Annotated in this window: 16 protein-coding genes; 10 read left to right on the top strand and 6 right to left on the bottom strand. The window is 62.8% G+C overall.

Annotated features, from left to right (window positions below; genetic code table 11):
- Positions 1–16 precede the first annotated feature (16 nt).
- Entirely contained in the window at positions 17–1,333 is a 1,317-nt protein-coding gene (locus tag WC026_RS11400) for a porin (protein WP_372711079.1), read from the bottom strand.
- A 735-nt stretch (positions 1,334–2,068) separates the two neighbouring features.
- Between WC026_RS11400 and WC026_RS11395 the strand changes: the two genes are divergently transcribed.
- Positions 2,069–3,637, top strand: coding sequence for a glucan biosynthesis protein G (locus tag WC026_RS11395; RefSeq protein WP_372711078.1), 1,569 nt, complete (start codon positions 2,069–2,071; stop codon positions 3,635–3,637).
- Positions 3,622–5,595, top strand: coding sequence for a glucans biosynthesis glucosyltransferase MdoH (gene mdoH, locus WC026_RS11390; RefSeq protein WP_372711077.1), 1,974 nt, complete (start codon positions 3,622–3,624; stop codon positions 5,593–5,595). The genes WC026_RS11395 and mdoH overlap by 16 nt, the downstream gene beginning before the upstream one ends.
- A 9-nt stretch (positions 5,596–5,604) precedes the next feature.
- Here the strand turns inward: mdoH and WC026_RS11385 are convergent, their stop codons facing one another.
- The 3 genes from WC026_RS11385 to WC026_RS11375 all read right to left on the bottom strand — a co-directional run bounded on the left by WC026_RS11385 (position 5,605) and on the right by WC026_RS11375 (position 8,933).
- Positions 5,605–6,645, bottom strand: a complete 1,041-nt coding sequence (locus WC026_RS11385; protein WP_372711076.1) for a YcjF family protein — start codon at positions 6,643–6,645, stop codon at positions 5,605–5,607.
- The gene (locus WC026_RS11380; RefSeq protein ID WP_372711075.1) at positions 6,642–8,090 is read right to left on the bottom strand and encodes a YcjX family protein; all 1,449 of its coding nucleotides are present in this window, start codon (positions 8,088–8,090) and stop codon (positions 6,642–6,644) included. The genes WC026_RS11385 and WC026_RS11380 overlap by 4 nt, the downstream gene beginning before the upstream one ends.
- A gap of 345 nt (positions 8,091–8,435) precedes the next feature.
- Positions 8,436–8,933: a hypothetical protein gene (locus WC026_RS11375; protein WP_372711074.1), complete on the bottom strand. Its 498-nt coding sequence runs from the start codon at positions 8,931–8,933 to the stop codon at positions 8,436–8,438.
- An 81-nt stretch (positions 8,934–9,014) separates the two neighbouring features.
- Between WC026_RS11375 and WC026_RS11370 the strand changes: the two genes are divergently transcribed.
- Both WC026_RS11370 and WC026_RS11365 read left to right on the top strand, forming a co-directional pair.
- The gene (locus WC026_RS11370; protein WP_372711073.1) at positions 9,015–10,454 is read left to right on the top strand and encodes a malonyl-CoA decarboxylase; all 1,440 of its coding nucleotides are present in this window, start codon (positions 9,015–9,017) and stop codon (positions 10,452–10,454) included.
- A gap of 147 nt (positions 10,455–10,601) precedes the next feature.
- Entirely contained in the window at positions 10,602–11,564 is a 963-nt protein-coding gene (locus tag WC026_RS11365) for a neutral zinc metallopeptidase (protein ID WP_372711072.1), read from the top strand.
- A 108-nt stretch (positions 11,565–11,672) separates the two neighbouring features.
- On the opposite strand, the gene WC026_RS11360 is transcribed toward WC026_RS11365, so the two are convergent.
- Positions 11,673–12,542: an SPOR domain-containing protein gene (locus WC026_RS11360; protein WP_372711071.1), complete on the bottom strand. Its 870-nt coding sequence runs from the start codon at positions 12,540–12,542 to the stop codon at positions 11,673–11,675.
- A gap of 380 nt (positions 12,543–12,922) precedes the next feature.
- On the opposite strand from WC026_RS11360, the gene glmU reads away from it, so the two are divergent.
- The 4 genes from glmU to WC026_RS11340 all read left to right on the top strand — a co-directional run bounded on the left by glmU (position 12,923) and on the right by WC026_RS11340 (position 18,520).
- The gene (gene glmU, locus WC026_RS11355) at positions 12,923–14,275 is read left to right on the top strand and encodes a bifunctional UDP-N-acetylglucosamine diphosphorylase/glucosamine-1-phosphate N-acetyltransferase GlmU (RefSeq protein WP_372711070.1); all 1,353 of its coding nucleotides are present in this window, start codon (positions 12,923–12,925) and stop codon (positions 14,273–14,275) included.
- 144 nt (positions 14,276–14,419) lie between these two features.
- Entirely contained in the window at positions 14,420–16,240 is a 1,821-nt protein-coding gene (gene glmS, locus WC026_RS11350; RefSeq protein WP_372711069.1) for a glutamine--fructose-6-phosphate transaminase (isomerizing), read from the top strand.
- 112 nt (positions 16,241–16,352) lie between these two features.
- Positions 16,353–17,654 carry an SPOR domain-containing protein gene (locus WC026_RS11345; protein ID WP_372711068.1) on the top strand — a complete coding sequence of 434 codons (1,302 nt, stop codon included), beginning with the start codon at positions 16,353–16,355 and terminating at the stop codon, positions 17,652–17,654.
- A 44-nt stretch (positions 17,655–17,698) separates the two neighbouring features.
- Complete coding sequence (locus WC026_RS11340) at positions 17,699–18,520, top strand: DUF502 domain-containing protein (protein ID WP_372711067.1); 822 nt, start codon at positions 17,699–17,701, stop codon at positions 18,518–18,520.
- On the opposite strand, the gene recG is transcribed toward WC026_RS11340, so the two are convergent.
- Complete coding sequence (recG, locus tag WC026_RS11335; RefSeq protein ID WP_372711066.1) at positions 18,517–20,631, bottom strand: ATP-dependent DNA helicase RecG; 2,115 nt, start codon at positions 20,629–20,631, stop codon at positions 18,517–18,519. The two genes, WC026_RS11340 and recG, sit on opposite strands and share 4 nt — an antisense overlap.
- Before the next feature lie 232 nt (positions 20,632–20,863).
- Here recG and WC026_RS11330 point away from each other — a divergent pair, with 232 nt between their 5' ends.
- The gene (locus WC026_RS11330; RefSeq protein WP_372711065.1) at positions 20,864–21,136 is read left to right on the top strand and encodes a succinate dehydrogenase assembly factor 2; all 273 of its coding nucleotides are present in this window, start codon (positions 20,864–20,866) and stop codon (positions 21,134–21,136) included.
- Positions 21,137–21,145: 9 nt separating this feature from the next.
- On the top strand, positions 21,146–24,025 hold a 2,880-nt coding region (gene mfd, locus WC026_RS11325; RefSeq protein WP_372711064.1), incomplete at its 3' end, for a transcription-repair coupling factor.

The following is a 24,025-nucleotide window of genomic DNA, read 5'->3' as shown; positions in this document are numbered from 1 at the left end:
TTTTTCGAGCTGCTGATTAGAAATTGATCAGAGCGCCGAAGGTGACTTCCTGGAAGTTGTTGGTCGCGAGACCGCCATCACCATCAACGATAGTAACGTCCTTAAAGCTGGCGTCGATGTTGCGATACTTGAGCCACAGCGACATGGCGGCCGAGTCGATTTCCTGGACAACACCAACACCCCAGAGGCGAGCCGATGCATTGCCGTAGCTGTACAGCGGATCGAGGGGGGGATCGCCTACTTCAGGAGTTGTGCCGTTCGCGTAGATAGATCCACCGTTACGGTTTTCTACGCGCTCGTACTCACCATAAAGAACGGTGTGGCCGAGCGGGTTCCAACGCTGACGGATACCTGCCTTGCCGTACCAGGTTTCATTGCTACTAGCGGACGAGTCATGGAAGTTGAGATTTCCATATGCGCCGTAGGCGAACAGACCGGTCGGCATGTGCTCAACATAAGCACCAACCTGGAAGTACCCTGTATCAAAGGGCTGCAGGACGTTGGCGCTGTTTCCCGACGTGCTGTTCGTCTGGCTGTAAGCCGCGGCAGCAGCGACCTTGAAGTCAGCCCATTCGCCGGCGTAACGGGCGGCGACGTCCCAGAAGTCGTCTTCACCCCACGATGCCGATACCGAGAAGCCACCGAACGACGGTGAGTCGTAGCGAACCGAGTTCGTCGGCGCGCCGTTGACGTCACCCCACGTTCCCACGCCACCCCAGGTCGTATCGGTCAAACCGCCGTTCTTCTGTCTGATGAAGAACGAGTTGAAGTCGAACGGAACCCAGTTGGCCGGAACGAGCGAGCCCGAACCGTCGACCAGGATGGCCGTGTTGTCCGAAGCCTGCGACTGCTTACCAACCGAGACCTTGCCCAGCTGGTCGCTCTTGATGAACCAGAACGACTGCAGCGTGCTGACGCCGTTATTCGTGCCTGTCAAAAGGTTCGGACCATCGGGAACGTCCTGCGTCGTCGTCAAGGCATCCGAGCCAATGGCTTCGAGATGCAGCACGTAACCGGCAGTCCAACCCGGCAGGATCTGCGCCTGACCGGTAAATTTCACGTGGCTGGCGAGCGTCGAACCAAGGTCGGTTACGTAAACGTTCGACTGGCCGCCGTCATCCCACCAGGTGACCTGCTGGCCAACCCAACCAGAAACCGTCAGCGAGACCTTGCGGTTGCCCTTGCGGGCCGTCGTGGCTTCGAGTTCCGCAATGCGCTCCTCGAGGTCTGCGCAGCAGTTGCCCCCAAGATCAGCCGCGGATGCGCTGCTGACCGACATGCCGCCTGCTAACAGGCCTGCCGCCACCAGGGCACTCAGACTATACTTGCTCATGAACCTACTCCCGTCTGCTTCGACTGAGGAATGACGGACGGAACGAACTGTTCAGCCCAACACTCTTCTTCTTATTCGATGGTCTTTTGTTAAAACCCGTCGTCAAACCCGTCTTCTGCGGTCCACGGGTGCCCCCCGAATCACCGCTCAGGGCACCGTTTAAAGCAGATAAGATTCGCAGGTGAAATAGCGTTGACGAAAGCACCTGTGGAATTGCCCAGCTTTGTGACACAAAAGCCACGAGCGGAAGTAGTCAAAGCCGAGCATATCAACGCTCCGTTGTGAGCGTGGGTTTCGACCAGCGTGCGCTTGTGTCGTCTTCAGCTTCGTCATGGCACCCGTCGCGGGGTGCGAACAGCCGGATCTATAACACCCTAATGGACAAAAGAAATCGGCTCGCGGCCTAGAAAAGTTATCATTCTTTGGAGTAAAAAGACTTCATCGACGGGATCGCACTGCATGTATGAAGGCGTGTTCGAAGCCGCGATATTTGTCCGCCATTTTTCAGCCGTGACGCGTTTCCGACGCGGCGGTTGAAATGCAGGGCGACGACTTTCTACTTTCTTTAAAGGCCTGGAAACAATTGACGGGAAAGTCACACTCGCGACGGTCGGACGTGGAAAAACTGCCACAATCGTCGTTTAGCAAATCTCTTATTGCCATTTGGTGCGCGCTTTGCGGAAGCGTACATCTGACCAGGAAACGCGTACCGCTCGGGCCAGCAGAATATCGGACATGACAGGCAAACTATTCGATCGGCGGTCGGTTCTTGGGCAGGCCGCAATGGGAACTTTTGCCCTGGCGGCCGCCAAATTGGCCCTCGCCGCGAATATCGCGGAGGCTGCGGGCGAGAGTTCGTCGACGCCGACACCGTCGACACCGTTCAACGCGACGAACGTCAACGCGGAGGCTAAGCGTCTCGCCGACCAGCCGTTCGCAAAGCCGGCGCTCGACCTGCCGGCGCCTTTCAACAAGCTCAATTATGATCAGTATCGCGATATCCGGTTTCGATCCGAGAAGGCGATATGGAAGGGTGAGCATCTCAATTTTGAAATCCAGCCCTTCGCCATGGGCTGGCTGTACGACATGCCCGTCGACATCTGGGTCGTCGACAACGGCGCGGCGTCGCGGCTCGTCGCCAATGGCAAGCTCTTCAGCTTCGGACCGTTGATCGGTCCAGGTCCCGACGATGCGCCTTACGGCTTCTCCGGGTTCCGCGTTCACGGCCCTATCAACCGCTCCGACTATTTCGACGAGTACGCCGTCTTTCAGGGCGCGAGCTATCTGCGCGCCGTCGGGCGGGGACAAGGCTACGGGGCGTCCGCGCGCGGGCTGGCGCTCAATACGGCGCGCCCCGGTGGGGAAGAATTTCCCTTCTTCCGCACGTTCTGGCTCGAAAAGCCGAAGCCCGGTGCAACCCAGGTCACGCTCTATGCGTTGCTCGACAGTCAGTCGACGACCGGCGCGTATCGGTTTGTCATTGAGCCGGGAGAAACGACAATCATGGACGTGTCGGTGACGCTATATCCTCGCGCCACGCTGCCCCATGTCGGAATTGCGCCGTTGACGAGCATGTTCCTGCACGGGAATGCCACTCCTCGGCGCGCGAAGGATTTCCGCCCCGAAGTTCACGACAGCGAAGGATTGGCCATCGTCAACGGCAGCGACGAACGCTTATGGCGTCCGCTGAATAATCCGAAAACCCTGCAAGTCAGCGCCTTCATGGACAAGGACCCGCGTGGCTTCGGACTATGGCAGCGTGACCGTGCGTTCCGCAGCTATGAGGATCTCGAAGCTCATTACGAGCAAAGGCCGAGCGTCTGGGTGCAGCCCAAGGGATCGTGGGGCGAAGGTTTCATTGAGCTGGTCGAAATTCCAGTCGAGAATGAAATTCACGACAACGTCGTCGCCTACTGGCATCCGACGAAGCCGCTCACGCCCGGCGGGCCGCACGTGTTCAACTACAAGCTCTTCTGGGGCAGGGACGTGCCGACGTCGTGGTCGGGTGCTCGCGTCGCAAAGACGCGCGTCGGCGGCGGCAAGAAACCGGAAAACCTTCTTTTCGTCATCGATTTGACAGGTCCTTCAGTGAAAGATGCGAAGGATTTGCCGGTGGCGGACGTTTCGGCGAGCGCCGGCCAAATTTCAAATGTCGTCGTTCAACGCAATCTTGAGATTTCCGGTGTTCGAGTGACGTTCGAGCTGGCGCCCGGCGACGCCGAGCTCGTTGAGTTGCGGTGCATTTTGAAGACAGGCGATCAGGCGGTCTCGGAGACTTGGCTCTATCGATGGACGAAGCCGTAAACGAAAATTTTAAAGGTCAAATTCCGCTAGGTCCGACACAGCCAGTCGTGGCGCGCGACGCGGGACCGTGGTGGCATTTGCCGCCGTCCGCGCAGCTCGACATGCCGGCGCAGGATTTCGGCGAGCGCGTCGCACGGATCAGCGAGCCGCGTCGACGTGGCTATTGGGTGCCTCGGACCGCGATCTTCGCGGGCGCGGCAGCCCTGACGGCGGCGTTCGCGCATGAGCTGTTCGGCATCCTGTCGTTCGTCATGATCACGCCGGTGCAGTTCTTGTTTCTCATCCTGTCGACGATCGCGTTCGGTTGGATCGCCATCGGCAGCCTGAGCGCGGTGCTCGGTTTCCTGCCGCTGTTCGCGGGCGAGCGTGCCGACACCATCGATCCGCCGCAGCCGACCGAGCCGATAACTTCGCGGGTGGCGCTGCTCTTTCCGGTTTATCACGAAGAGCCGACACGGATCGCCGGCGCGATCGAAGCCATGGCGCGCGAACTCGACGCTCTGGGGCGGGCCGGGAATTTTGACGTCTTCATTCTGTCCGACACGCGCGGCGACGATGACGGCGGACGGGAAGCCGACGTCTATCGCGCGCTCACGCAGGACATCCAATCCGTCGTGTCCGTCTACTATCGCAGGCGGCTGCAGAATACGGCCCGCAAGGCGGGCAACATCGCCGATTGGGTCACTCGCTTCGGCGGCGCTTACGAAAGCTTTGTCATTCTCGATGGCGACAGCGTCATGGATGGCCGCACGCTGGTTTCGCTGGCGCTTGCGATGGAAGCCGACCCGAACGCCGGGCTGATTCAAACCGTCCCGCGCATCGTCGGCGGCGAGACGTTGCTGCAGCGGCTGCAACAGTTCGCCTGCAACACCTACGGTCCCGCGGTTTCGTCGGGCTTGGCGTTCTGGCATCGCGACCAGGGCAACTACTGGGGTCACAACGCCATCATCCGGACGGCGGCATTCGCGTCGGCGGCGGGACTTCCCGACCTGCCGGGCCGCAAGCCGTTCGGCGGCCACATCATGAGCCACGACTTCGTCGAAGCGGTTCTGCTGCAACGCGCCGGCTATGGCGTGCACATGATGCCGTCGCTCGAAGGCTCGTATGAGGGCATGCCGCCCAACATCGTCGATATCGTCGCCCGCGATCGCCGCTGGGCGCAGGGAAACCTGCAGCATCTCGCGATCGTATCCCAAAGCGGCTTGACGCCGATGGGACGCCTGCATCTCGGCATGGGCGCTGCGTCGTATCTCATCTCGGCCGTCTGGGCGCTGTCGCTCATCGTCGGCATGATCCTGGCCCTGCAAGGCCAGCAGATGATCCCGAGCTATTTCCGCGATGCCAAGACGCTGTTCCCAATTTGGCCGATCATCGATCCCGGCGCAGCTCTCAGGCTTTTCATGGCGACGCTGCTCGTCGTGCTTCTGCCGAAGTTCCTGGGGCTATTTCTCGCCTGGAAGGAAGCCCGCGCGAAGCACGACGTCTTGGGCGCGGTGCGCGTCACCATCGGCGTCTTCGTCGAGACGATCTATTCGATGCTGATCGCGCCGATATTCATGGTGACGCAGACCGTCGCGTCAGCTGAAATCCTGGCCGGGCTCGATTCCGGATGGAAGCCGCAGAATCGCAACGACGGCGCGCTGTCGTTCGATGATGCGATGTGGTTCGCCCGCTGGCATACGCTGATCGGTCTCATCGCGGGTGTCATTGCGTGGACGGTGTCACCGGGACTTCTCGCCTGGATGGCGCCGGTCATTCTCGGTCTTGTCCTAGCAGGCCCCGTGAGCTGGATCACGTCGCTCAGGGCGGGGCCGCTGGAGCGCTGGGCGCTTGCAACGAACGTCGACCTTTCGCCGCCGCCTGTTCTGATCGATGCCGGACATCGCGCGAACGCCTGGGCGCGACGGGCCGCGACGCCGGGAGGCCTTGGCTCCGAGCCCGAAGCCGCCGCGGCATGAGACCGTCGCTTATTCCGGTTTCTCTGTTTTTTCCGAACCTCTGAGCGAACGCACAAGCTCGCTGAAAATCTCGCGCACGCGCAACGGTTCCGCATCGAGGTAGGGCAGCGGGCGCGTCACCTCGACGGCGACGACGCCGAGGCGGGCGGTCAAGGCTCCGTTGAAGGCTCCCTCGCCGAGGCGGCGGGATAAGCGACGCAGAACGTCCTGCCCGACGAACTGTCCGAGAAGATCATCCGTCATCGCGATGCCGCCGGTCGCGATCACATGCCCGACGACGAGCCGGGCGAGACGCAAGGCGCCGAGCACGCCCGGGCGGCCGCCATACAACCCGGCAATCGCGCGGAACATCCTGACGTTTTCGACGAGCACGAACGCCATCGCGATCCACATGATCGGCGACAGCGCCGAGACCGTCGCAACGCGCTTGCCGGATTTGAGAATGACGCGCCGGGCTTCTCCGTCGATTGGATGCAGCAGTTCGCGGTCGGCGAGCCGGAGCAATTCAGTTGGCTCGAGGACATCGCCGAGGTGATCGCGGACGCGGGCCAGTCCCCATGCGAGATCTGCGCGCCCGCGATAATGCGAGAGCAACGCATCGACCGCAGCGTGCTCGCTGGGCCGCTCGGGTTTGGCAACCGCCGCTTTGACGAGCGCTCGGAGCTTGGCGAGCCGGGCGAGCCGCCGGAAACCGATCAATTCCCGGAGCACGATGCCGAGCAGGGCGACGATGATGATCGACATCAGCCCGAACGCCAGCCAGCCGACCCAGTCCTGGCGTTCGAGTGCAACCGAGACGAAGCGGGCGAACCAGAGTCCCGCGGCTAGTGAAGCCAGCGCTGCCATTGCGGAGAGAATGATGCCGCCGAAACGGAAGCCGCGATTGATGTCGGTCACGGTGAGATGACGGGATGGGACGCGTGCCGCGCGCCGTGCCGTTACCGAGCCGGCATCGTGCACGGCGTCATCGCTTCGTGCCTCGACGGCGACGTCGTCGGGCTTGAAGACGCGCGGCTTGCGCGGCGGCGGGACATCGTTCTCAAACGTCATGCGAGATAATCCGAAATGAGGAAATCGAGCGCACGATCCAATCTGATATGCGGGAACGCGGCAGGCTTTCCGTCGGGAAGTGTATCGGTGAGCTTCGGCGGCGCGAAGCGAACAAGCTCGAGGGAAGCCGTCCTGGCGCTTCGCGCCGCGCTCAGCGCGGCTGCGGCATCGACCGGTAGGTCCCCCGGAAAAATAGCGGCTTCGGTTTTGCCGTCGAACATCACCCCGCCGATCGTTTCACCCTGGATTGGCGTGCCGCGCAGACAGGGCAGGATTTCGCTGCCCTGTTTCGCGGTCGTCTCTCGCGTCGCGCGCAAGGCCGCGATGGCCAGCGCATTGACGCCCGCGCCTTCGGTCTCGGCGCGCGAGATCGCCTCGTCGACGATGAGTTTCAGGATGGCTTCCAGGCGATCGTGGCTCGATGCGGGCAGATGATCGGCCTTGGTCGCGGCAAACAGAATGCGGTCGATCTTGCGCCCGATCAGCAGCGACAGCCAGGAATTGGCGCCCGGGCGAAACGCCTTGAGGATCGCGGTCATCGCGCGTTCGAGATCGCCAACCGCTTCGGCGCCGCGGTTCAATGCGGCGAGCACGTCGACGAGCACGATCTGACGGTCCAGCCGCGCGAAGTGCTCGTTGAAGAACGGTTTGACGACCGTCGATTTGTAGCTTTCGAAGCGGCGCATCATCATCGCGGCGAGCGAAGAGCGCGGCGGACGTTCGCCGGACGCGAGCGGCATCGGAAAGAACGTCAGCAGCGGCGAGCCTTCGAGATCTCCGGGAAGGAGGAAGCGTCCGGGCGCGAGGGTCGACTGCGCGCCGCTCTCGCGCATGCGGCGGAGATAGTCGGTGAAGAGCTTGGCGCCGGTCATCGCGATCTGCTCGTCCTCGACGGCGGCAGGATCGGTTCCGGCAAGAAACGCCAGAAACGGCTTCGCGGCGTCGGCCCGCTCGGGCGCGGCGGCGAGCGCCAGCGCTTCAGCCGAGAAGGCACGATAATCCTGATCCAGTAGAGGCAGATCGATCAGCCATTCGCCGGGATAGTCGACGATATCGACGTGCAGTTTCGAGAGGCCGACAACGCGCTTCAAAAGTGACGCCGACTGATATTCGATCGTTACCCTGAGTTCTGAGATGCGGCGCGTGCTGTCGGGCCAGGACGGCGGCACGGACAGAAGATCGTCGAGATGCGCCTCGTAGTCGAAGCGCGGAACGCTGTCGTCCGGCTGCGGCTCAAGATAGGCGCGGACGATGCGATGCTCCGCATCCGCCGTGAAGAACGGCAGGCGGCCGCCGGACACGAGGTTGCGCACGAGCGCCGTTATGAAAACGGTCTTGCCGGCGCGCGAAAGCCCGGTGACGCCGAGGCGAACACACGGCGTCAGATAGTTGCCGAGCCGCGTCTGCGCGTCTCTGATGAGATCGGAGTAGGTGAGGTCAGTCAAATCGCGCCGCGCGTCATTACAATGAAAAAGGGGACAGTCAGGTCCCTTTTAAGTGGCGCAACTCTCCCGATCCGACAAGGCCGGATCGCGCGGATGCGGCCCGGGCAGACGTTCAGCCGTAAAAAACGACGGCACATCCGGCAGCGACCACAACGACCGCCATCAGCATCAAGGCTCCGGAACGAATGAATTCAGCCATGGCACGCTCTCCTCGCGCAGCAAACGCCTCCCATGGCGACGAGAGCTAACGCATCGCGCTTGAACGGACCCTGACGCGCGGGTTCACGACGCGTTCATTTAAGCGGCGAGAGTCACGGGAGGACGGGGGGCGCGAGGAAAGAACCGTCAGGCGTCGTGCGCCTTCTTGACCTCGAAAATCTCCATGATGCGGCAGCCGCGATGCGGGCCGTCGACGACGAACGTCCATTTGCCTTCGGTGAAGGTGTCGCACATTTTGACGCCCTTCACGAGAATCCAATGGCCTTCTTTGCCTTTGTGGATGGCGAGAATGTAATACGCCCACGCGTTGCGCGGCTTCTGCATCCAGGTCCAGAGCGTCGGACGTTCCTTGCGGGCGCGGTGAAGGTGGGTTTCCTTCAGCACCATGCGATAGCCGAAATGCGCGAGCGCCGATTCAACCTCGTCGGCGTACGTTCCCTTGACGACGGGCTTGCGGTGCGGAGGCAACTCGCGCCCCTCGCGGATCACGTCCTCGATCTTCGAAATTCCGTAGCCCGTAATCGCGGAGAGCACGTAAGGCCCGCAGAATGCCACGCGTCCCGTGTCGTTGTTCGCGGCGTCCAGGCTCGATGCCGGCCGTCCACTGGAAAGGCGATCGCTCATGTCGCATATGCCCTATACAAGTAGGTGAACAATGCTCGGCCTATAGGGTTAAGCAAAGGTTAATGCGAGGTTCCGGCTGGTATGGGTGAACGTGTGAACGTCTCGTTTTTCCAGGAGCTGATGAATTCGATCGCGGAACAGAGCCGGGCGTTGCTGCCGAAGGCGCTGTTCGGTGCGGCAGGCGGGGACTCGATCGAGGTTCTGGCGCGGGCGCTGATGTCGGGGCGTGGCGAAGCCTCGGGCGTCGCGATCGCTCGGCAGCTCCTGATCCAACTCAAAAAGGCGTCCACCGACGAGCGCCTGCAGTTTTACCGCTTCCTGGCGGATGAGCTTCAACCCGACGCGGCTGACGTCGCCGATGCGGCGCGCGCCTATCTCGATCAGCCGTCGGAGAAAAGCCTCGCGCGGTTGCAGACTGCCGCCTACAGCCCGCGCATGGAGTTCTTCCGGCGTCTGAACCTCGCGCCCGGGGCGACGGCCGAGATCGTGGCGCTCCGAGCCGATCTCGCCCGGCATCTCAAGGCGGACGATGCACTCGCGGCCGTCGACCGCGACCTGCAACGTCTGCTGACGTCATGGTTCAATCGCGGCTTCCTGGTTCTCCGGCGCATCGACTGGCAGACGCCGGCGGCCATTCTGGAAAAAATCATCGCCTACGAAGCCGTGCATGAAATCCGCGGCTGGGACGACCTGCGCCGGAGGCTCGATCCGAAGGACCGGCGGTGCTTCGCCTTCTTCCACCCGGCGCTCGTCGATGAGCCGTTGATCTTCGTCGAAGTCGCGCTGACGCGCGAGAGTCCTGGAACGATCGCGGCCGTGCTCGATGCGCATCGCGACGACGACGACGTTCCGCCGACGACCGCCGTTTTCTATTCAATCTCGAACTGCCAGGAAGGCCTCAAAGGCATCTCGTTCGGTAATTTTCTGCTGAAGCAAGTGGTCGAGGATCTCGTTCGTGACAGTCCGAGCCTCAAGACATTCGTGACGCTGTCTCCGGTGCCGAGCTTCGCGCGCTGGCTCGACCGGGTGCTCGCGATCGACGGCGAGACGGGTCTCGATCCAGAGGAGCGCGCGATCCTGGCGCGGCTCGGCGATCCGCGCTGGGTCGACGACGTCGCCAAAGGCGTGCCGGGAAGCGAGGACCTGAAGCCGGTGCTGCTGTCGCTCGCCGCGCAATACTTCCTGGCCGTCCGCTCGGCAGACGAACGGCCCGTCGATCCTGTCGCGCGCTTTCATCTCGGCAACGGCGCCCGTCTGGAACGCCTGAACTGGCTCGCCGACACGTCTGAACGCGGGCTCCGGGAGGCTCACGGCCTGATGGTCAACTACCGCTATGACCTGACCGAGATCGAGCGCAATCACGAAGCCTATGCGCAAGACGGCACGGTCGCGGCATCGCGCAACGTCCGTGCCCTGCTCAAGTCGGGAGCCCAGATCAAGGACGTCGCGGCGACCTCCGGTCTGCTCGCGCTGCCCGGTGCCAGCAAGGCAAAACGGGCGCGCTCGATGGGCTCCGATTGAACTCGTTTTTCCGCGGCCAGTGGCGCAAAGGAAGCCCTTGTCTTAACTACTTCCCCGTGCAGTATGGCGCGGCTGGCGTTATGAAGCGCAGGTTGATTTCTGCGGCGCTGTTTAACCCGTAACGCGAACATCAACGATAGGGCCGCCATGCGCTACGACCAGAACGACCGTGAAAGTTCGAATGTTGAAGATCGTCGCGGAGATGATAGCGGCGGCGGCCTCCGATTTCCGGGCGGCGGAATGCGGATTCCGCTTGGCGGGGGCGGCGGGTTCAGCATCACGACGCTGCTGATCATCGGCGCGCTCATGATGTTCATGGGCATCAACCCGCTCGACGTGCTGTTCGGCTCGGGCGGCCAGATCAACATGCCTCAGCTGCCGCAATCGGAGCGACCGGCGCAACGCGCACCGACCAACAACATTCCGGGATTACCGGGCTCGCCGCAAACGCAGGCGGCCGGCGAAAACGACGAGAAGGCATTCATCAGCCGGGTGCTCGCCGATACCGAGGACGTGTGGACATCCGTGTTCAAGAGCTTCGGCCGGAATTATCCCGATCCGACGCTCGTCATCTATTCGGGCGTTACGCGAACGGCGTGCGGCGCCGGTCAGGCGGCCATGGGACCGTTCTATTGTCCGCTCGATCAGAAGGTCTATGTCGACCTCGCGTTTTACGACGAGCTGAAACGCAGGTTCAACGTCAGCGGTGACTTCGCGCAGGCCTACGTCATCGCGCATGAAGTCGGCCATCACGTTCAGAAGCAGCTCGGCATTCTCGATAAGGTGCAGGAGCTGAAGCAGCGCGCCGACGACGAGGTGTCCGCCAATCAGATTCAGGTGCGGACCGAATTACAGGCCGACTGCCTGGCGGGCGTCTGGGCGAACCTCAACGATCAGATGAAAAAGCGACTGCAGCCTGGCGATATCGAGGAAGCATTGAACGCGGCCTCGCAGATCGGCGATGACATGATCCAGAAGAAGATGACGGGCCGCGTCGTTCCGGATGCTTTTACGCACGGCACCGCCGCCCAGCGCGTGCACTGGTTCAAGGCCGGATTTGAATCCGGGCGCATGGACGCGTGCGATACGTTCAACACGTCGAGCTACTGAGATCCGGCTCGCCCGTTCCGGATCGTCAAGAGAGAGATCACATAAAAAAACCGGCGCGCCGCGAGGCTCGCCGGTTTTTTGTGTTCAAAGCGCCGCTCTGTTTTCGGCTTACAGCGCGTTGCCGGTGAAGTCCTCAACCGTGCAGGAAACGGCCTGCGCCTGCAGATCGTTGCAGAGCTTCACCGCTTCGGCCTTCGTCTTCACCGGTCCTGCGATCAGATTGAAGTTCGGGTTCGCCGGGTCGCCGTTGGTCGTATAGCGGGCCTTCAGCTTTTTCAGCTTGTCGCCGTGCTGTTGCGCAAGCTGGCTCCAGTTCAAGCGAAGCCCTTCGACGCTGGCGCTCGACGCAAGCGCAATGCCGATCGGCTTTTTCACCGGCTTCACGACGGCAGGACCAAAGCTGATCTCATCGCTGTTGGCGGCGCTCGCCTTCGGCTTCGCGTGCGCCGACGATTTGTCGACGCTGCCGGTGACGATCTGCGATCTCTCGGGCGACGCGTTGATGATCTTGGTCTGAGGCCGCGCCTGATCGCTGGAGAGATCGAGGCCGGCCGGCGTATCGTCGGCTGCTCCGATCACGTCGGTCCCGGTTTGCTGCTGCGGAGCTGCTGCCGTCGCCGGTGGCGCCTCCGCCAAACGCATCTTGTCGTCCAGCGCGGTGACTTGCGAACCAAGAGCTTGCGTGTGCTGCGCCTGGTTCTCGACGTCCGACTTCACGCCCGAGACATCGAGCTGGAGGTTGGCCATCGACGACTTCAGCCCATCGACGTCAGCGCTGAGCTTCATGAGCGTGGCTTGCGTCTCGGCGCTATGTTCGATACGCGCGCTGGCGGGCGTCAGACTGCTGAGCCAGTCGGGCTGGAATACCGCGACGCCGAGATAGACTAGGCCAAGCGTCCCGAGCGTTGACCACAGAGCGGCGTAGGGCGTCAAAATCGCAGGCCTACGAACCGGCTTATCAATGGCGGGCTTGGTCATGAGGTGTGGTGTCCTAAGTTCCGAGTGGGGTCCCGAATGCTGCGCGGCGTGATTTGCTAGCCGAATCAATTTCGCCGCACTGAGAACGTTGGGTCGCCCGGACGTCGTTCGCAATGCCTGGGCAGGGTGTGTTGCATCGAAGTTGTGGATGGTGGCATCGATGTCCGCCAAGCGGCCATGGCTCGGAAACTTCTGAGCAAAATGGATGTCATCATCGCGGTCATGCAGCTGGAGCCACCGCCTGCGCGCCAAATCGTGTGCCTCCCTTGCCGCGAAGGGATTTGGGGCGCTATGGCTTGGCGCCGCCGACTGAGGTCATTCACCCCGACCGGCACGGATGAAACGCCCACGGCCGCACGCGGCCAAGCCCAAGGTTTCCCATGAGCGCATCGCACCCGCTGTTCGTCGTTCTCGCCGCCGGCAAGGGCACGCGCATGAAATCGAGCGAGCCGAAGGTGCTACACAAAATTGCCGGTCAATCGATGCTGGCGCACGTGCTTGCCACGGTTTCGGACGTGCAGGGTGACGTCGCGGTGGTCATTGGCCCCGGCATGGACGACGTCGCGGCGGAGGCTCAGCGGGTTACGCCGGGGGCGCGGGTCTTCGTGCAGGCATCGCAGCTGGGCACGGCGGATGCAGTTCTCGCCGCCCGTCCGGCGCTCGATGGGCATAGCGGCGACGTCGTCGTGCTCTATGCCGACACGCCGCTCATTCGTCCCGAAACAGTTGCGCGCTTGCGGGCGGCTCTCGATGCGGGCGCCAACATCGCAGTGCTGGGGTTCAGAGCGAAAGACCCGTCCGGCTATGGGCGGCTTCTAACCGACCAGAAGGGAACGCTGTCCGCTATCCGGGAAGAGAAAGACGCTTCCGAAGCCGAACGCGGCATCGATCTCTGCAACTCGGGCGTGATGGCGTTCCGCGTACCAAACATCTCCGATCTCTTGGGGCGCATCGGCAATGCTAACGCCAAGGGCGAATTCTATCTGACCGATGCCGTTGAAGTCGGCGTTCGCAGCGGCTTGAGCACCGCTGTCGTCGAATGCAGCGAAGACGAGGTTCTAGGCGTCAATGCCCGCGACCAGCTTGCCGCCGCCGAGGCGATCTGGCAGGCGCGCGCGCGCTCCCGCTTCATGGAGGGCGGCGTGACGATGATCGCGCCGGAAACGGTCTGGCTGAGCTTCGACACGCAAATCGCGGCCGATGTCGTCATCGAACCGCACGTCGTTTTCGGCGTCGGCGTGACGGTGGAGGAGGGCGTGAGAATTCTCGGCTTCTGCCACTTCGAAGGCGCGGTGATCGGAAAAGGCGCGCGCATCGGGCCGTTCTCGCGCTTCCGGCCGGGCGCCCGGATCGGCGCGGAAGCTCACATCGGAAATTTCGTCGAAGTGAAAAACACGACGCTCGGTCCCGGCGCCAAGGCCAATCACCTCGCCTATCTCGGCGACGGCGTGGTAGGCGCCAAGGCGAACGTCGGCGCGGGCACGATCTTCTGCAATTACGACGGTTACGCCAAGCACAAGACCGAGATCGGGGAGGGCGCGTTCATCGGCTCCAACACGTCGCTGGTGGCCCCGATCTCCATCGGGGCGGGCGCCTATGTCGGCTCAGGCAGCGTTATCACGAAGAACGTCAGCCCCGGCGCGCTGGCGCTCGAACGGAGCACCCAGGAGGAGCGCCCGGGCTGGGCGGAGAAATTCCGCATCCTGATGGCGCGCAGAAAAGCTACAAAGTAATGTGATTGATTAACGATGGACGCGGGTTACCCGCTTTCGTTGGCACGGCGTCTGCATGCGTTAAACGGAAACACTCTGTGATTTGAGAAGATCTTGGAACGCCCTCATCGTGCAACCAGAGGGTGAATCACTTGGGGACATCTTATGTGCGGAATCGTCGGGATTCTCGGCAAGTCGGCCGTTGCAAACAATCTGGTCGATGCGCTCAGGCGGCTCGAATATCGCGGTTATGATTCCGCAGGCATCGCGACGGTCGAGGGCGGCCGGCTCGAGCGTCGGCGCGCCGAGGGTAAGCTCAAAAATCTGGAACAGCGCCTTCTCGCCGAGCCGCTCGCAGGGCGCACGGGCATCGGCCACACGCGCTGGGCGACGCATGGCCGTCCGACGGAACGCAACGCGCATCCGCACATGACCGACAAGGTTTCGGTCGTGCACAACGGCATCATCGAGAATTTCCGCGAACTGCGTACGAGGCTCGAAGCCAAGGGGCACCGTTTCGATACCGATACCGATACCGAAGCCGTCGTGCATCTGATTACTGACGAGCTCAACCAGGGTAACGATCCCGTCGCGGCGGTCGGCCGGGCACTCGATCATTTGCAGGGCGCGTTCGCGCTCGGAATTATCTTCGCCGGGGAAGATGATCTGATGATCGCCGCGCGCAAAGGATCGCCGCTCGCGATCGGCCACGGGTCGGGCGAGATGTATCTGGGTTCCGACGCCATTGCGCTAGCGCCGTTCACCGACGCGATCACCTACCTCGAGGAGGGCGACTGGGCGGTGCTGCGCCGCTCGGGCGCGGAAATCTATGATCGTCAGGGCGCGCGCACAGAGCGTCCGCTTATCAAGGCCGTCGCAAGCTCGCTGCTCGTCGACAAGGGCAACTATCGCCATTTCATGGCCAAGGAGATCAACGAACAGCCGGAAGTCGTCTCGCACACGCTCGCCAATTATCTCGACATGGCGACGGCGCAGGTGCGTTTCCCTGACCTCGGTCTCGATCTCGCGCAAGTCAGCCGGGTGACCATTTCGGCCTGCGGCACGGCGTATTATGCCGGTCTCGTCGCCAAATACTGGATCGAGCGCTATGCGCGGGTGCCGGTCGATATCGATGTCGCATCCGAGATGCGCTATCGCGAAGCGCCGCTCTCGGAGAACGGTCTCGCCGTGTTCGTGTCGCAGTCGGGCGAGACGGCGGATACGCTTGCGACGCTTCGCTACTGCAAGGCCAACAAGCAGCGGATCGCGTCGATCGTCAACGTCAGGACGTCGACCATCGCGCGCGAGTCCGACACGGCGTTGCCGACGCTGGCAGGCCCCGAAATCGGCGTCGCCTCGACGAAGGCTTTCACTTGTCAGCTGTCCGTTCTCGCCTGTCTCACGATCGCCATCGCGAAAGCGCGCGGCGCGATCACGGCGGAACAGGAAACGGCGCTGGTCACAGCGCTGACGGAGGTGCCCCGGCACATCGCAGCGATCCTGCGCCAGGACGACATCTATCTGGCGGTCGCTCAGGACTTGGCGAAGGCGCGCGACGTTCTTTATCTCGGGCGCGGATCGAGCTTCCCCATCGCGCTCGAAGGGGCGCTCAAGCTCAAAGAGATTTCCTACATTCACGCCGAAGGCTATGCGGCGGGTGAACTGAAGCACGGACCGATCGCACTGATCGATGAAAGCGTGCCGGTCATCGTCGTCGCGCCGGAAGACAACCTGTTCGAGAAGAGCGTGTCGAATCTCCAGGAGGTTGCAGCACGCGGTGGACGGATCATTCTGATTTCAGACGCGGCGCCCGACAAGGCCGGCTGCACCCCCGCAGCGCACATTCAGATGCCGAAGGTCGATTCGTTCATCGCGCCGCTGCTTTATGCCGTGCCTATTCAATTGATTGCCTATCACACGGCCGTCCAGATCGGCACCGACGTCGATCAACCGCGAAACCTTGCGAAATCGGTCACAGTCGAATGATGGGGGAAAACGTGACGGGAACCGGGCCCTGAAATTGCCCAGTTCGACTGGTTGCAATAAGGGGAAGGGGGTATTGCGCCTAAAGTCGTCGCGAATGGGGAAAGAAACGCACATGACGCAAGTCCGGAAGCTCGTGCGTGGCGCGGGGTTCGCCGCCGTCGCGGGTCTGTGCGCGTTTACGTTCGCTGCCATCGCGACCCCTTCGATCGCGGACGCAAAAAAAGCCAAGGCCACCGCATCGCAAAGCGGTGACAGCGACGATTCCAAGCTGTCGCCTGATGAACAGAAAAAGAAGGCGTCGCGCCAAGCCTATGATACCGGGCTCAAGGATTTCGCCAACGGCCGCTATCAGCCCGCCATCGACCAGCTCTCGAATGCACTGACCACGGGCGGGCTTTCGTCGACGGAAATGGCGAAGGCGCTCTATACGCGCGGGATAGCCTATAAGAAGCAGAAGCAGCCGGGCCTGGCGATCTCGGACCTGACGAGCGCTCTCTGGCTGAAGAACGGATTGAGCGCCGGCGACCGCAGTACCGCCACGGCCGAGCGTGCCGAGGCTTACAAGATGGCCGGCATCCAGGACAGCGGCAAAGGTCCGGAGCGGGTCGTCGGCACGCCAAATGCGGCCCCGGCCACCCCAACTTCGGCGCAGGTTTCCATCCCGGCAGCAACGCCGGCTTCAGGTCCCAATACGGGGTCGGCAGGATTATCGGCCGCAGCGATTGCGCAGGCTGCAGCCAACAACACCTCGGGCGATTCCAGCGGCGCGGCGGTCAGTCGGCAGGACCCGTCGAGTTCCGCGGCGCAGGATGCGGCGCGAGCCCGGGCCGCCTATGCGCCGGTCAATTCACTCGCGTCGTCGTCGGTCACCGACGGCACATCGAACCCAGCGCCTGCGGCCCAGACGCCGTCTGCCGCACCGGCGCAGTCGAGTTCCTTCGGTTCCGGCGTGACGGGCTTCTTCTCCAACATGTTCGGCGGATCGTCGTCGGCTCCAGAGGCACAGGCGCAGGCACCGGCCGGCGTCACCACGTCTTCGACCGGGGCGGTCGCGGAGACGTCCAGCTGGAGCAACGCAACGGTCGTTAACGAAGGCAGCGCCGCGAAGTCGGCGGGCAAGCCTCAAAAAGTCGCCACCGCGACCAAACCTGCGGCTGTCGGCAAGGGCAAATACAAGATCCATATTGCCGCCGTCCGCTCTCGTGCCGAGGCGGAAGCGCTGGCGCAGCAACTCATCGCCCAGCACGGGTCCGATCTCGCCAATCATGTGCCGACCGTCGATGAAGCGGTTATCGGTAGCATGGGCACCTTTTATCGGGTGCGCATCAACGGCTATGCTTCGCAGGAGGAACCTCGGGGGCTTTGCGACAAGCTCCGGAGCAGTGGCCTAGATTGCCTGGTCGTGACAAACTGAGGGAAGCCCGATCTCCATCGGGTGGCTGGCCCGAGTAGGAGACTATGAGCGCATCCCCGCCCGACCCAAACCCGGAACGCCGTGCCAGCCGTCAGGGGGATGCGGAGGCTGCGCAGCTCACCGAAGGGCTGAAGCGGCTGGCGAGCAGCGAGGGTAAAACCGGCTGGCGGCTCGGCTCGCGCTTCCGAAATGCCTTCCTGACCGGCCTCGTCATCGTCGGTCCCGTTACCATCACGCTATGGATCATGTGGGGCGTGATTCACTGGGTCGACGCGTGGATCAAGCCGCTGCTGCCGACGACGTTCAATCCCGACACCTATCTGCCGTTTCCATTGCCCGGGCTCGGCCTCGTCGTCGCGATCACCGGCCTGACGGTCATTGGCGCGCTCGCCGCCAACCTGCTCGGGCGGACGCTCGTCTCGTCGGGCGAACTGATGCTGTCGCGCACGCCGATCGTGCGCAACGTCTATGGCGCGCTGAAGCAAATCTTCGAAAGCGTGATTTCGACGGCCGGGCCGAACCAGAGTTTTCAGAAAGTGGGAATGATCGAATTCCCGTCGAAGGAAATCTGGAGCCTCGTCTTCGTCACCGGCGAGACGTCGGGCGAGATCAAGGATGTGGCGCCGGGCGGGACGAGCGATCTGCTGACGGTCTTCATGCCGACCGGCATCGTGCCGCCGACGGGGTTCATCTGCTTCGTGCCGCGCGAGAATGTCGTGTTTCTTTCGATGACCGTCGAAGAAGCGGCCAAGATCATCCTGTCGGGCGGGATCGTGATGCCGAGCATGGACGATAAAATGCGGCGTATCGGAGCGGGTTCGATGCCGGGCTCGCGGTTCCCGTTTGGACGCGGCAAGAAAGCTTAGGCGGCGCGAAATAGGCGCACGGCCTCGTCGCATTCGAAGACATAGAGCAGCGTGCGCAGCGCTTGCCCGCGCGGCGATGTGAGATTGGGATCGTTACCTAGCACAAGCGCGGCATCATCGCTCGCTGCCGCCAGCAGCGTGTCGTAGCCCGGAACTTCGGCGACGCGGAAGCCAGGCGCTCCGCTCTGGCGCGCACCCAGGATTTCGCCGCCGCCGCGCAGCTCGAGGTCTTTTTCGGCGATCTGAAATCCGTCCTCTGTCTCTTCCATCATCTTCAAGCGCTTCCCGGCCGTCTCGCCGAGTGGCGCTTTGTAAACGAGCATGCAAAACGACTCTCGCGACCCGCGCCCGACCCGCCCACGCAACTGATGCAACTGCGCGAGGCCAAAACGTTCGGCGTGCTCGATCACCATGATATTGGCATTCGGCACGTTGACGCCGACCTCGATGACGGTCGTCGCAACGAGGATATTGATCGCGCCTTCGGCGAAGGCGGCCATCGTCTCGTCTTTCTCCTTGCCCGAGAGCGCGCCATGCAGAAGGCCGACGCCGTCGCCGAAAATCTGGCGAAGATGCGCGAACCGTTCTTCGGCGGCGGCAAGGTCGGTCAGCTCGGAGCTTTCGATCAGCGGACAGACCCAATAAACCTGCGCGCCTTCGGCAAGCTGCGCACGAATGCGCTCGATCAGCCGTTCGAGCGATTCCAGCGGCAGCGCCTTGGTTGTGATGGGCTTTCGCCCTGCCGGTTTTTCCGTGAGCTTCGAGACGTCGAGATCGCCGTAGTGCGTCATCAATAGCGTGCGCGGGATCGGCGTCGCCGTCATCACCAGCACGTTCGTATCGTTGTTCGCGCCTTTCGCTTGTAGGGCGAGACGTTGATGCACGCCGAAGCGATGCTGCTCGTCGATGACGGCGAGCGCGAGGTCATTGAACACGACGTCGGATTGAAACAGCGCGTGCGTGCCGATCAAAATGTCGATGTCGCCGGATGCGAGACGTTCGAGGATCGCATCGCGCGCCTTACCCTTTTCGCGGCCTGTCAGCAGCGCGACCCGCAGGCCAGCGGCGTCGGCCAGGGGCGCGATGGTTTCGAGATGCTGACGCGCGAGGACTTCGGTCGGCGCCATCAGGGCGGCCTGCGCGCCTGCCTCGATCGCAACCGCCATCGTCAGCAGCGCGACCACCGTTTTGCCGGAGCCGACGTCGCCTTGCAGCAGGCGCAGCATGCGATGGGGAGCCGCGAGATCGTCGGAGATTTCCGCCAGCGCGATCTGCTGCGATCCCGTCAACGTGAAGGGAAGCGCGTCGGCGATTTTTCGTCGGAGATTGCCGTCGCCTGAAAGGCGGCGTCCGCGCTCGGCCTTCAAATTCTGGCGGACGAGCGCGAAGGCCAGCTGTCCGGCGAGTAACTCGTCATAGGCGAGGCGCTGCCACGGACCGGCGCCGTTCGAGACATCCTGCGCATCGACAGGACGATGAACCCGGTTGAGCGCGGTTTTGAAATTCGGCCAGCCGCGCGCTTCGAGCCAGCGCGGTTCCTGCCATTCGGGAACATCGGGAACACGGTCGATGGCCTGACGCGCCGCCTTGACCATGATCTTGCCCGACAGCCCGGCCGTCAACGGATAGACCGGCTCGAGCATCGGCAGATCATCGCGCGCGTCCGGCGAGACGATGTAATCGGGATGCGCCATCTGCAGCACTTCGCCATAGCGTTCGATCCGTCCCGAGACGAACCGCACCTCGCCCTCGGGGAGCTGGTTTTCGATGAACTTTCTTTCGGCATGGAAGAACACGAGATCGATCCGCGCCGTGTCATCCTCGCAGGTGACCTTGTACGGGGCCTTCCGGTTGCCGCGCGGTGGCGGCTTGTGCTTCAGCACGCGAAGCTGCAGCGTCACGATGCTGCCCGGAACAGCGGACGCGAGCTGAGGCTCCGCGCGCCGGTCGATGACGCCGGTCGGCATATGCCAAAGCATATCGACGACGCGTGGCTCGGTGACACCCGGCGGCAGCGCCAGGCATTTCTTCAAAAGCAGGATGAGCCGCGGCCCGATCCCGGCGATCGTCTGCGCCGACGCGAACAGCGGGTTGAGGAACGAGGGACGCATCGTCGACTTCGGCTTGCCATTGAGGAAATTCGCGCCCCGCCGTGCGAAATCATGGGGAGCACAGCGATCGAACGAGGGTCGCGGCAATAAGCACCGACCTTCGCGCTAGGCGTCAAGGGCGGCGGGCGCTATAGGAACCCTTCGCACGGACGGCACACCGTGGCGGCTGATCGCTTTCCAGTCAAGCCGCGAGGGGCCGCACGGCCATATTGCCATGCAACCCGGATTCACAATGGCGGACGATCTCGATGTGCGGCGGCGGCGCGCCTCCTACCGCGCGCATCACCGCGGCACGAAAGAGATGGACCTGCTGGTCGGGCGCTATGCCGATGCCCGGATTCCAGTATGGCCGGACGACGCCTTGCAGCACTTCGAAAGGTTCCTGAACCTTCCCGATCCCCTGTTGCAGGCGTGGATTTTCTCGGGCGAACCTGAAAGCGGCGAGTTTCAGGATCTGCTGACCGATATTCGCATTTTTCACCGGCTCGCCGCTGAGACAGACTGATATTTTCCAATGACGGATCAATTGCAAAGCTCGCGTGTGATTTTTTCGGGCGTCCCGGAAGGGTTCGACGGTCGCGTCCTTGCGGACATCACGCGTGCGGCGCATGGCGGCGATCAGCCGGGGCTGCATCTCCACGTCGTGCGCGACGACCGGCGGCTCGAAGAATTGCAGGCCGCCGTCGCATTCTTTGCGCCCGATATCGCCGTCGTTCCGTTTCCGGCGTGGGATACGGTTCCCTACGACCGCACGAGCCCAAATGCAGAGATCGTCGCGCGCCGCATCACGACGCTCGGCAGGCTTGCGATCGGCGGGCGCAAGAAGTCGACGCTCGTGTTGACGACCGTCAACGCCATCCTGCAGCGCGTGCCGCCCCGGAGCTTTATTCGTGGCGCGGTGAAGACGATCGCTCCGGGTCAGCGCATCGATCCGGCGGAGATGATCCGTCGCCTCGAATCCTACGGCTACGACCGTTCGAGCACGGTGATGGAGCCGGGCGAGTATGCGCAGCGCGGCGGCATTCTCGATCTCTATCCGCCAGGCCGCAGCAATCCGATCCGTCTCGACTTTTTCGGTGACACGCTGGAAAGCATCAAGGCGTTCGACGCGGAAACGCAACGCTCGATGAAGCCGGTGCCGAAGTTCTCGCTGATGCCCGTCAGCGAAGTCGCGTTCGGCGAAGCAGCGACGGCGCTCTTCAGAACGCGTTATGTTGCGCTGTTCGGCGGCAACACGGGCGACGATCCGCTGTATGAAGCCGTCAGCAGCGGGCGGCGCTATCAAGGCCAGGAGCACTGGCTGCCGTTTTTCCATCCCGCGCTCGAAACGCTTTTCGATTATCTGCCGGGCGTCGGCATCAGTTTCGATCACATGGCGGACGAAGCCGTCAAACGCCGCTTCGAGCAAGTTCGCGAGCACTACGAAGCGCGCGTCGACTCGCTTGAAGGTCAGCGCTTCGGCGCGCCGCCTTACAAACCCGTGCCGCCGGACCAGATATTTCTGGATGGCAAGGACTGGGCGTCAGCGCTCGATGCGCGCACGGTTTCGCGGCTGACCCCGTTCGACGATCCGGGCACCTCGAACGTCTATGCGATGAAGGGGCGGCGGGGCCGGACGTTCGCGGCGGAGCGCGCCGATCCCGACAACAACGTGTTCGACGCCGTCGTCGGTCACGTCCGCCGCATCCACGCTGAAACCCGGCGTGTCATCCTCGCGGCTTGGACGACGGGCGCGCGTGAGCGGTTGATCACGCTCCTCGCCGATCACGGCCTGAAGGGCGTGGAAAAAGTCGAAAGCTTCACCGAGGCTCAAGCGCTGAAGCCGAACGCGACGGCGTTTGCGGTATTCGGCATCGAGGAAGGTTTCGAGACGCCCGACTTCGTCGTCATCGCCGAACAGGACGTGCTCGGCGACCGTCTCGTGCGCCAGCGCCGCCGCGCGCGTAAGGCCGCCGACGTTCTGACGGAAGCAACGGCGCTTTCGATTGGCGACCTCGTCGTGCACAGCGATCACGGCATCGGCCGCTTCGCGGGATTGCAGACGATTACCGCGCTCGGCGCGCCGCATGATTGTCTCGAATTGCATTACGCGGGCGGCGACAAGCTGTTTCTGCCCGTCGAGAATATCGAGCTTCTCTCGCGCTATGGCGCGGACGAGAGCGACGCGCAGCTAGATCGTCTCGGTGGCGTTGGATGGCAATCACGCAAGGCTAAGCTCAAGAAGCGGCTGCGCGAGATCGCCAACGAGCTCATCAAGATCGCGGCACTCCGAGCCTTGCGCGAAGCTCCCGCGCTCGTACCACCGACCGGCGCCTACGACGAATTCGTTGCACGCTTCCCCTACGAGGAAACGGAAGACCAGGCGACGAGCATCGACACCGTGCTTGCCGATCTCGCATCAGGCAAGCCGATGGATCGGCTTGTCTGCGGCGACGTCGGCTTCGGCAAGACGGAAGTCGCACTGCGCGCGGCGTTCGTCGCCGCGATGAACGGCTTGCAGGTTGCCGTCGTCGTGCCAACGACGCTTCTGGCGCGCCAGCATTTTAAGACCTTCACGCAGCGCTTTCAGGGATTGCCGGTCAAGATCGCGCAGGCGTCGCGTATGGTTGGCGCCAAGGGGCTTGCGGAAGTCAAAACCGGGCTCCAGTCCGGCGACATCGACATCGTCGTCGGCACGCACGCGCTGCTCGGCAAATCGATCGAGTTCCAACGCCTCGGCCTGCTCATCATCGACGAAGAGCAGCATTTCGGCGTCAATCACAAAGAGCGCCTCAAAAAGATGCGCGAGGATGTGCATGTGCTGACTCTGTCGGCGACACCGATCCCGCGCACACTGCAACTCGCGCTAACCGGTGTGCGCGAGCTGTCGCTGATCACCACGCCTCCCATTGACCGCATGGCGGTGCGTACGTTCATCTCGCCGTTCGATCCGGTCATTCTGAAAGAAGCGCTCAGGCGCGAACGCTTCCGCGGCGGGCAAACCTATTACGTCGCGCCGCGCATTTCCGACCTCGACGACATCGCAGAATTCCTGCGCGAGGCCGTGCCCGATCTCGTCTTCGCCCGCGCCACGGGACAGATGTCGCCGACCGAACTCGAAGACGTGATGACAGCGTTCTACGAGGGCAAATACGACATCCTGCTGTCGACGGCGATCGTCGAGTCCGGCCTCGACGTGCCGAACGCGAATACGCTGATCGTGCATCGCTCCGACATGTTCGGACTGGCGCAGCTTTATCAATTGCGCGGCCGCGTCGGCCGATCGAAGACGCGCGCCTACGCCTATATCACGACGCCGCCGGACAAGAAGCTGACGGAAGGCGCAGAAAAACGGCTCAAGGTTCTGCAATCGCTCGATACGCTTGGCGCAGGCTTCTCGCTCGCCTCGCACGAT

This window comes from Hyphomicrobium sp. (assembly GCF_041674905.1).
In the GTDB taxonomy this organism is placed as follows: Bacteria; Pseudomonadota; Alphaproteobacteria; order Rhizobiales; family Hyphomicrobiaceae; genus Hyphomicrobium_B.
This window is presented reverse-complemented; position numbering and strand designations above follow the sequence as displayed.

What these genes read in the sequence shown, in the direction of transcription:
- WC026_RS11400 (WP_372711079.1), bottom strand. Translation starts at nt 1,333, where the DNA reads ATGAGCAAGTATAGTCTGAGTGCCCTGGTGGCGGCAGGCCTGTTAGCA.
- WC026_RS11395 (WP_372711078.1), top strand. Translation starts at nt 2,069, where the DNA reads ATGACAGGCAAACTATTCGATCGGCGGTCGGTTCTTGGGCAGGCCGCA.
- mdoH (WP_372711077.1), top strand. Translation starts at nt 3,622, where the DNA reads ATGGACGAAGCCGTAAACGAAAATTTTAAAGGTCAAATTCCGCTAGGT.
- WC026_RS11385 (WP_372711076.1), bottom strand. Translation starts at nt 6,645, where the DNA reads ATGACGTTTGAGAACGATGTCCCGCCGCCGCGCAAGCCGCGCGTCTTC.
- WC026_RS11375 (WP_372711074.1), bottom strand. Translation starts at nt 8,933, where the DNA reads ATGAGCGATCGCCTTTCCAGTGGACGGCCGGCATCGAGCCTGGACGCC.
- WC026_RS11370 (WP_372711073.1), top strand. Translation starts at nt 9,015, where the DNA reads ATGGGTGAACGTGTGAACGTCTCGTTTTTCCAGGAGCTGATGAATTCG.
- WC026_RS11365 (WP_372711072.1), top strand. Translation starts at nt 10,602, where the DNA reads ATGCGCTACGACCAGAACGACCGTGAAAGTTCGAATGTTGAAGATCGT.
- WC026_RS11360 (WP_372711071.1), bottom strand. Translation starts at nt 12,542, where the DNA reads ATGACCAAGCCCGCCATTGATAAGCCGGTTCGTAGGCCTGCGATTTTG.
- glmU (WP_372711070.1), top strand. Translation starts at nt 12,923, where the DNA reads ATGAGCGCATCGCACCCGCTGTTCGTCGTTCTCGCCGCCGGCAAGGGC.
- glmS (WP_372711069.1), top strand. Translation starts at nt 14,420, where the DNA reads ATGTGCGGAATCGTCGGGATTCTCGGCAAGTCGGCCGTTGCAAACAAT.
- WC026_RS11345 (WP_372711068.1), top strand. Translation starts at nt 16,353, where the DNA reads ATGACGCAAGTCCGGAAGCTCGTGCGTGGCGCGGGGTTCGCCGCCGTC.
- WC026_RS11340 (WP_372711067.1), top strand. Translation starts at nt 17,699, where the DNA reads ATGAGCGCATCCCCGCCCGACCCAAACCCGGAACGCCGTGCCAGCCGT.
- recG (WP_372711066.1), bottom strand. Translation starts at nt 20,631, where the DNA reads ATGCGTCCCTCGTTCCTCAACCCGCTGTTCGCGTCGGCGCAGACGATC.
- WC026_RS11330 (WP_372711065.1), top strand. Translation starts at nt 20,864, where the DNA reads ATGGCGGACGATCTCGATGTGCGGCGGCGGCGCGCCTCCTACCGCGCG.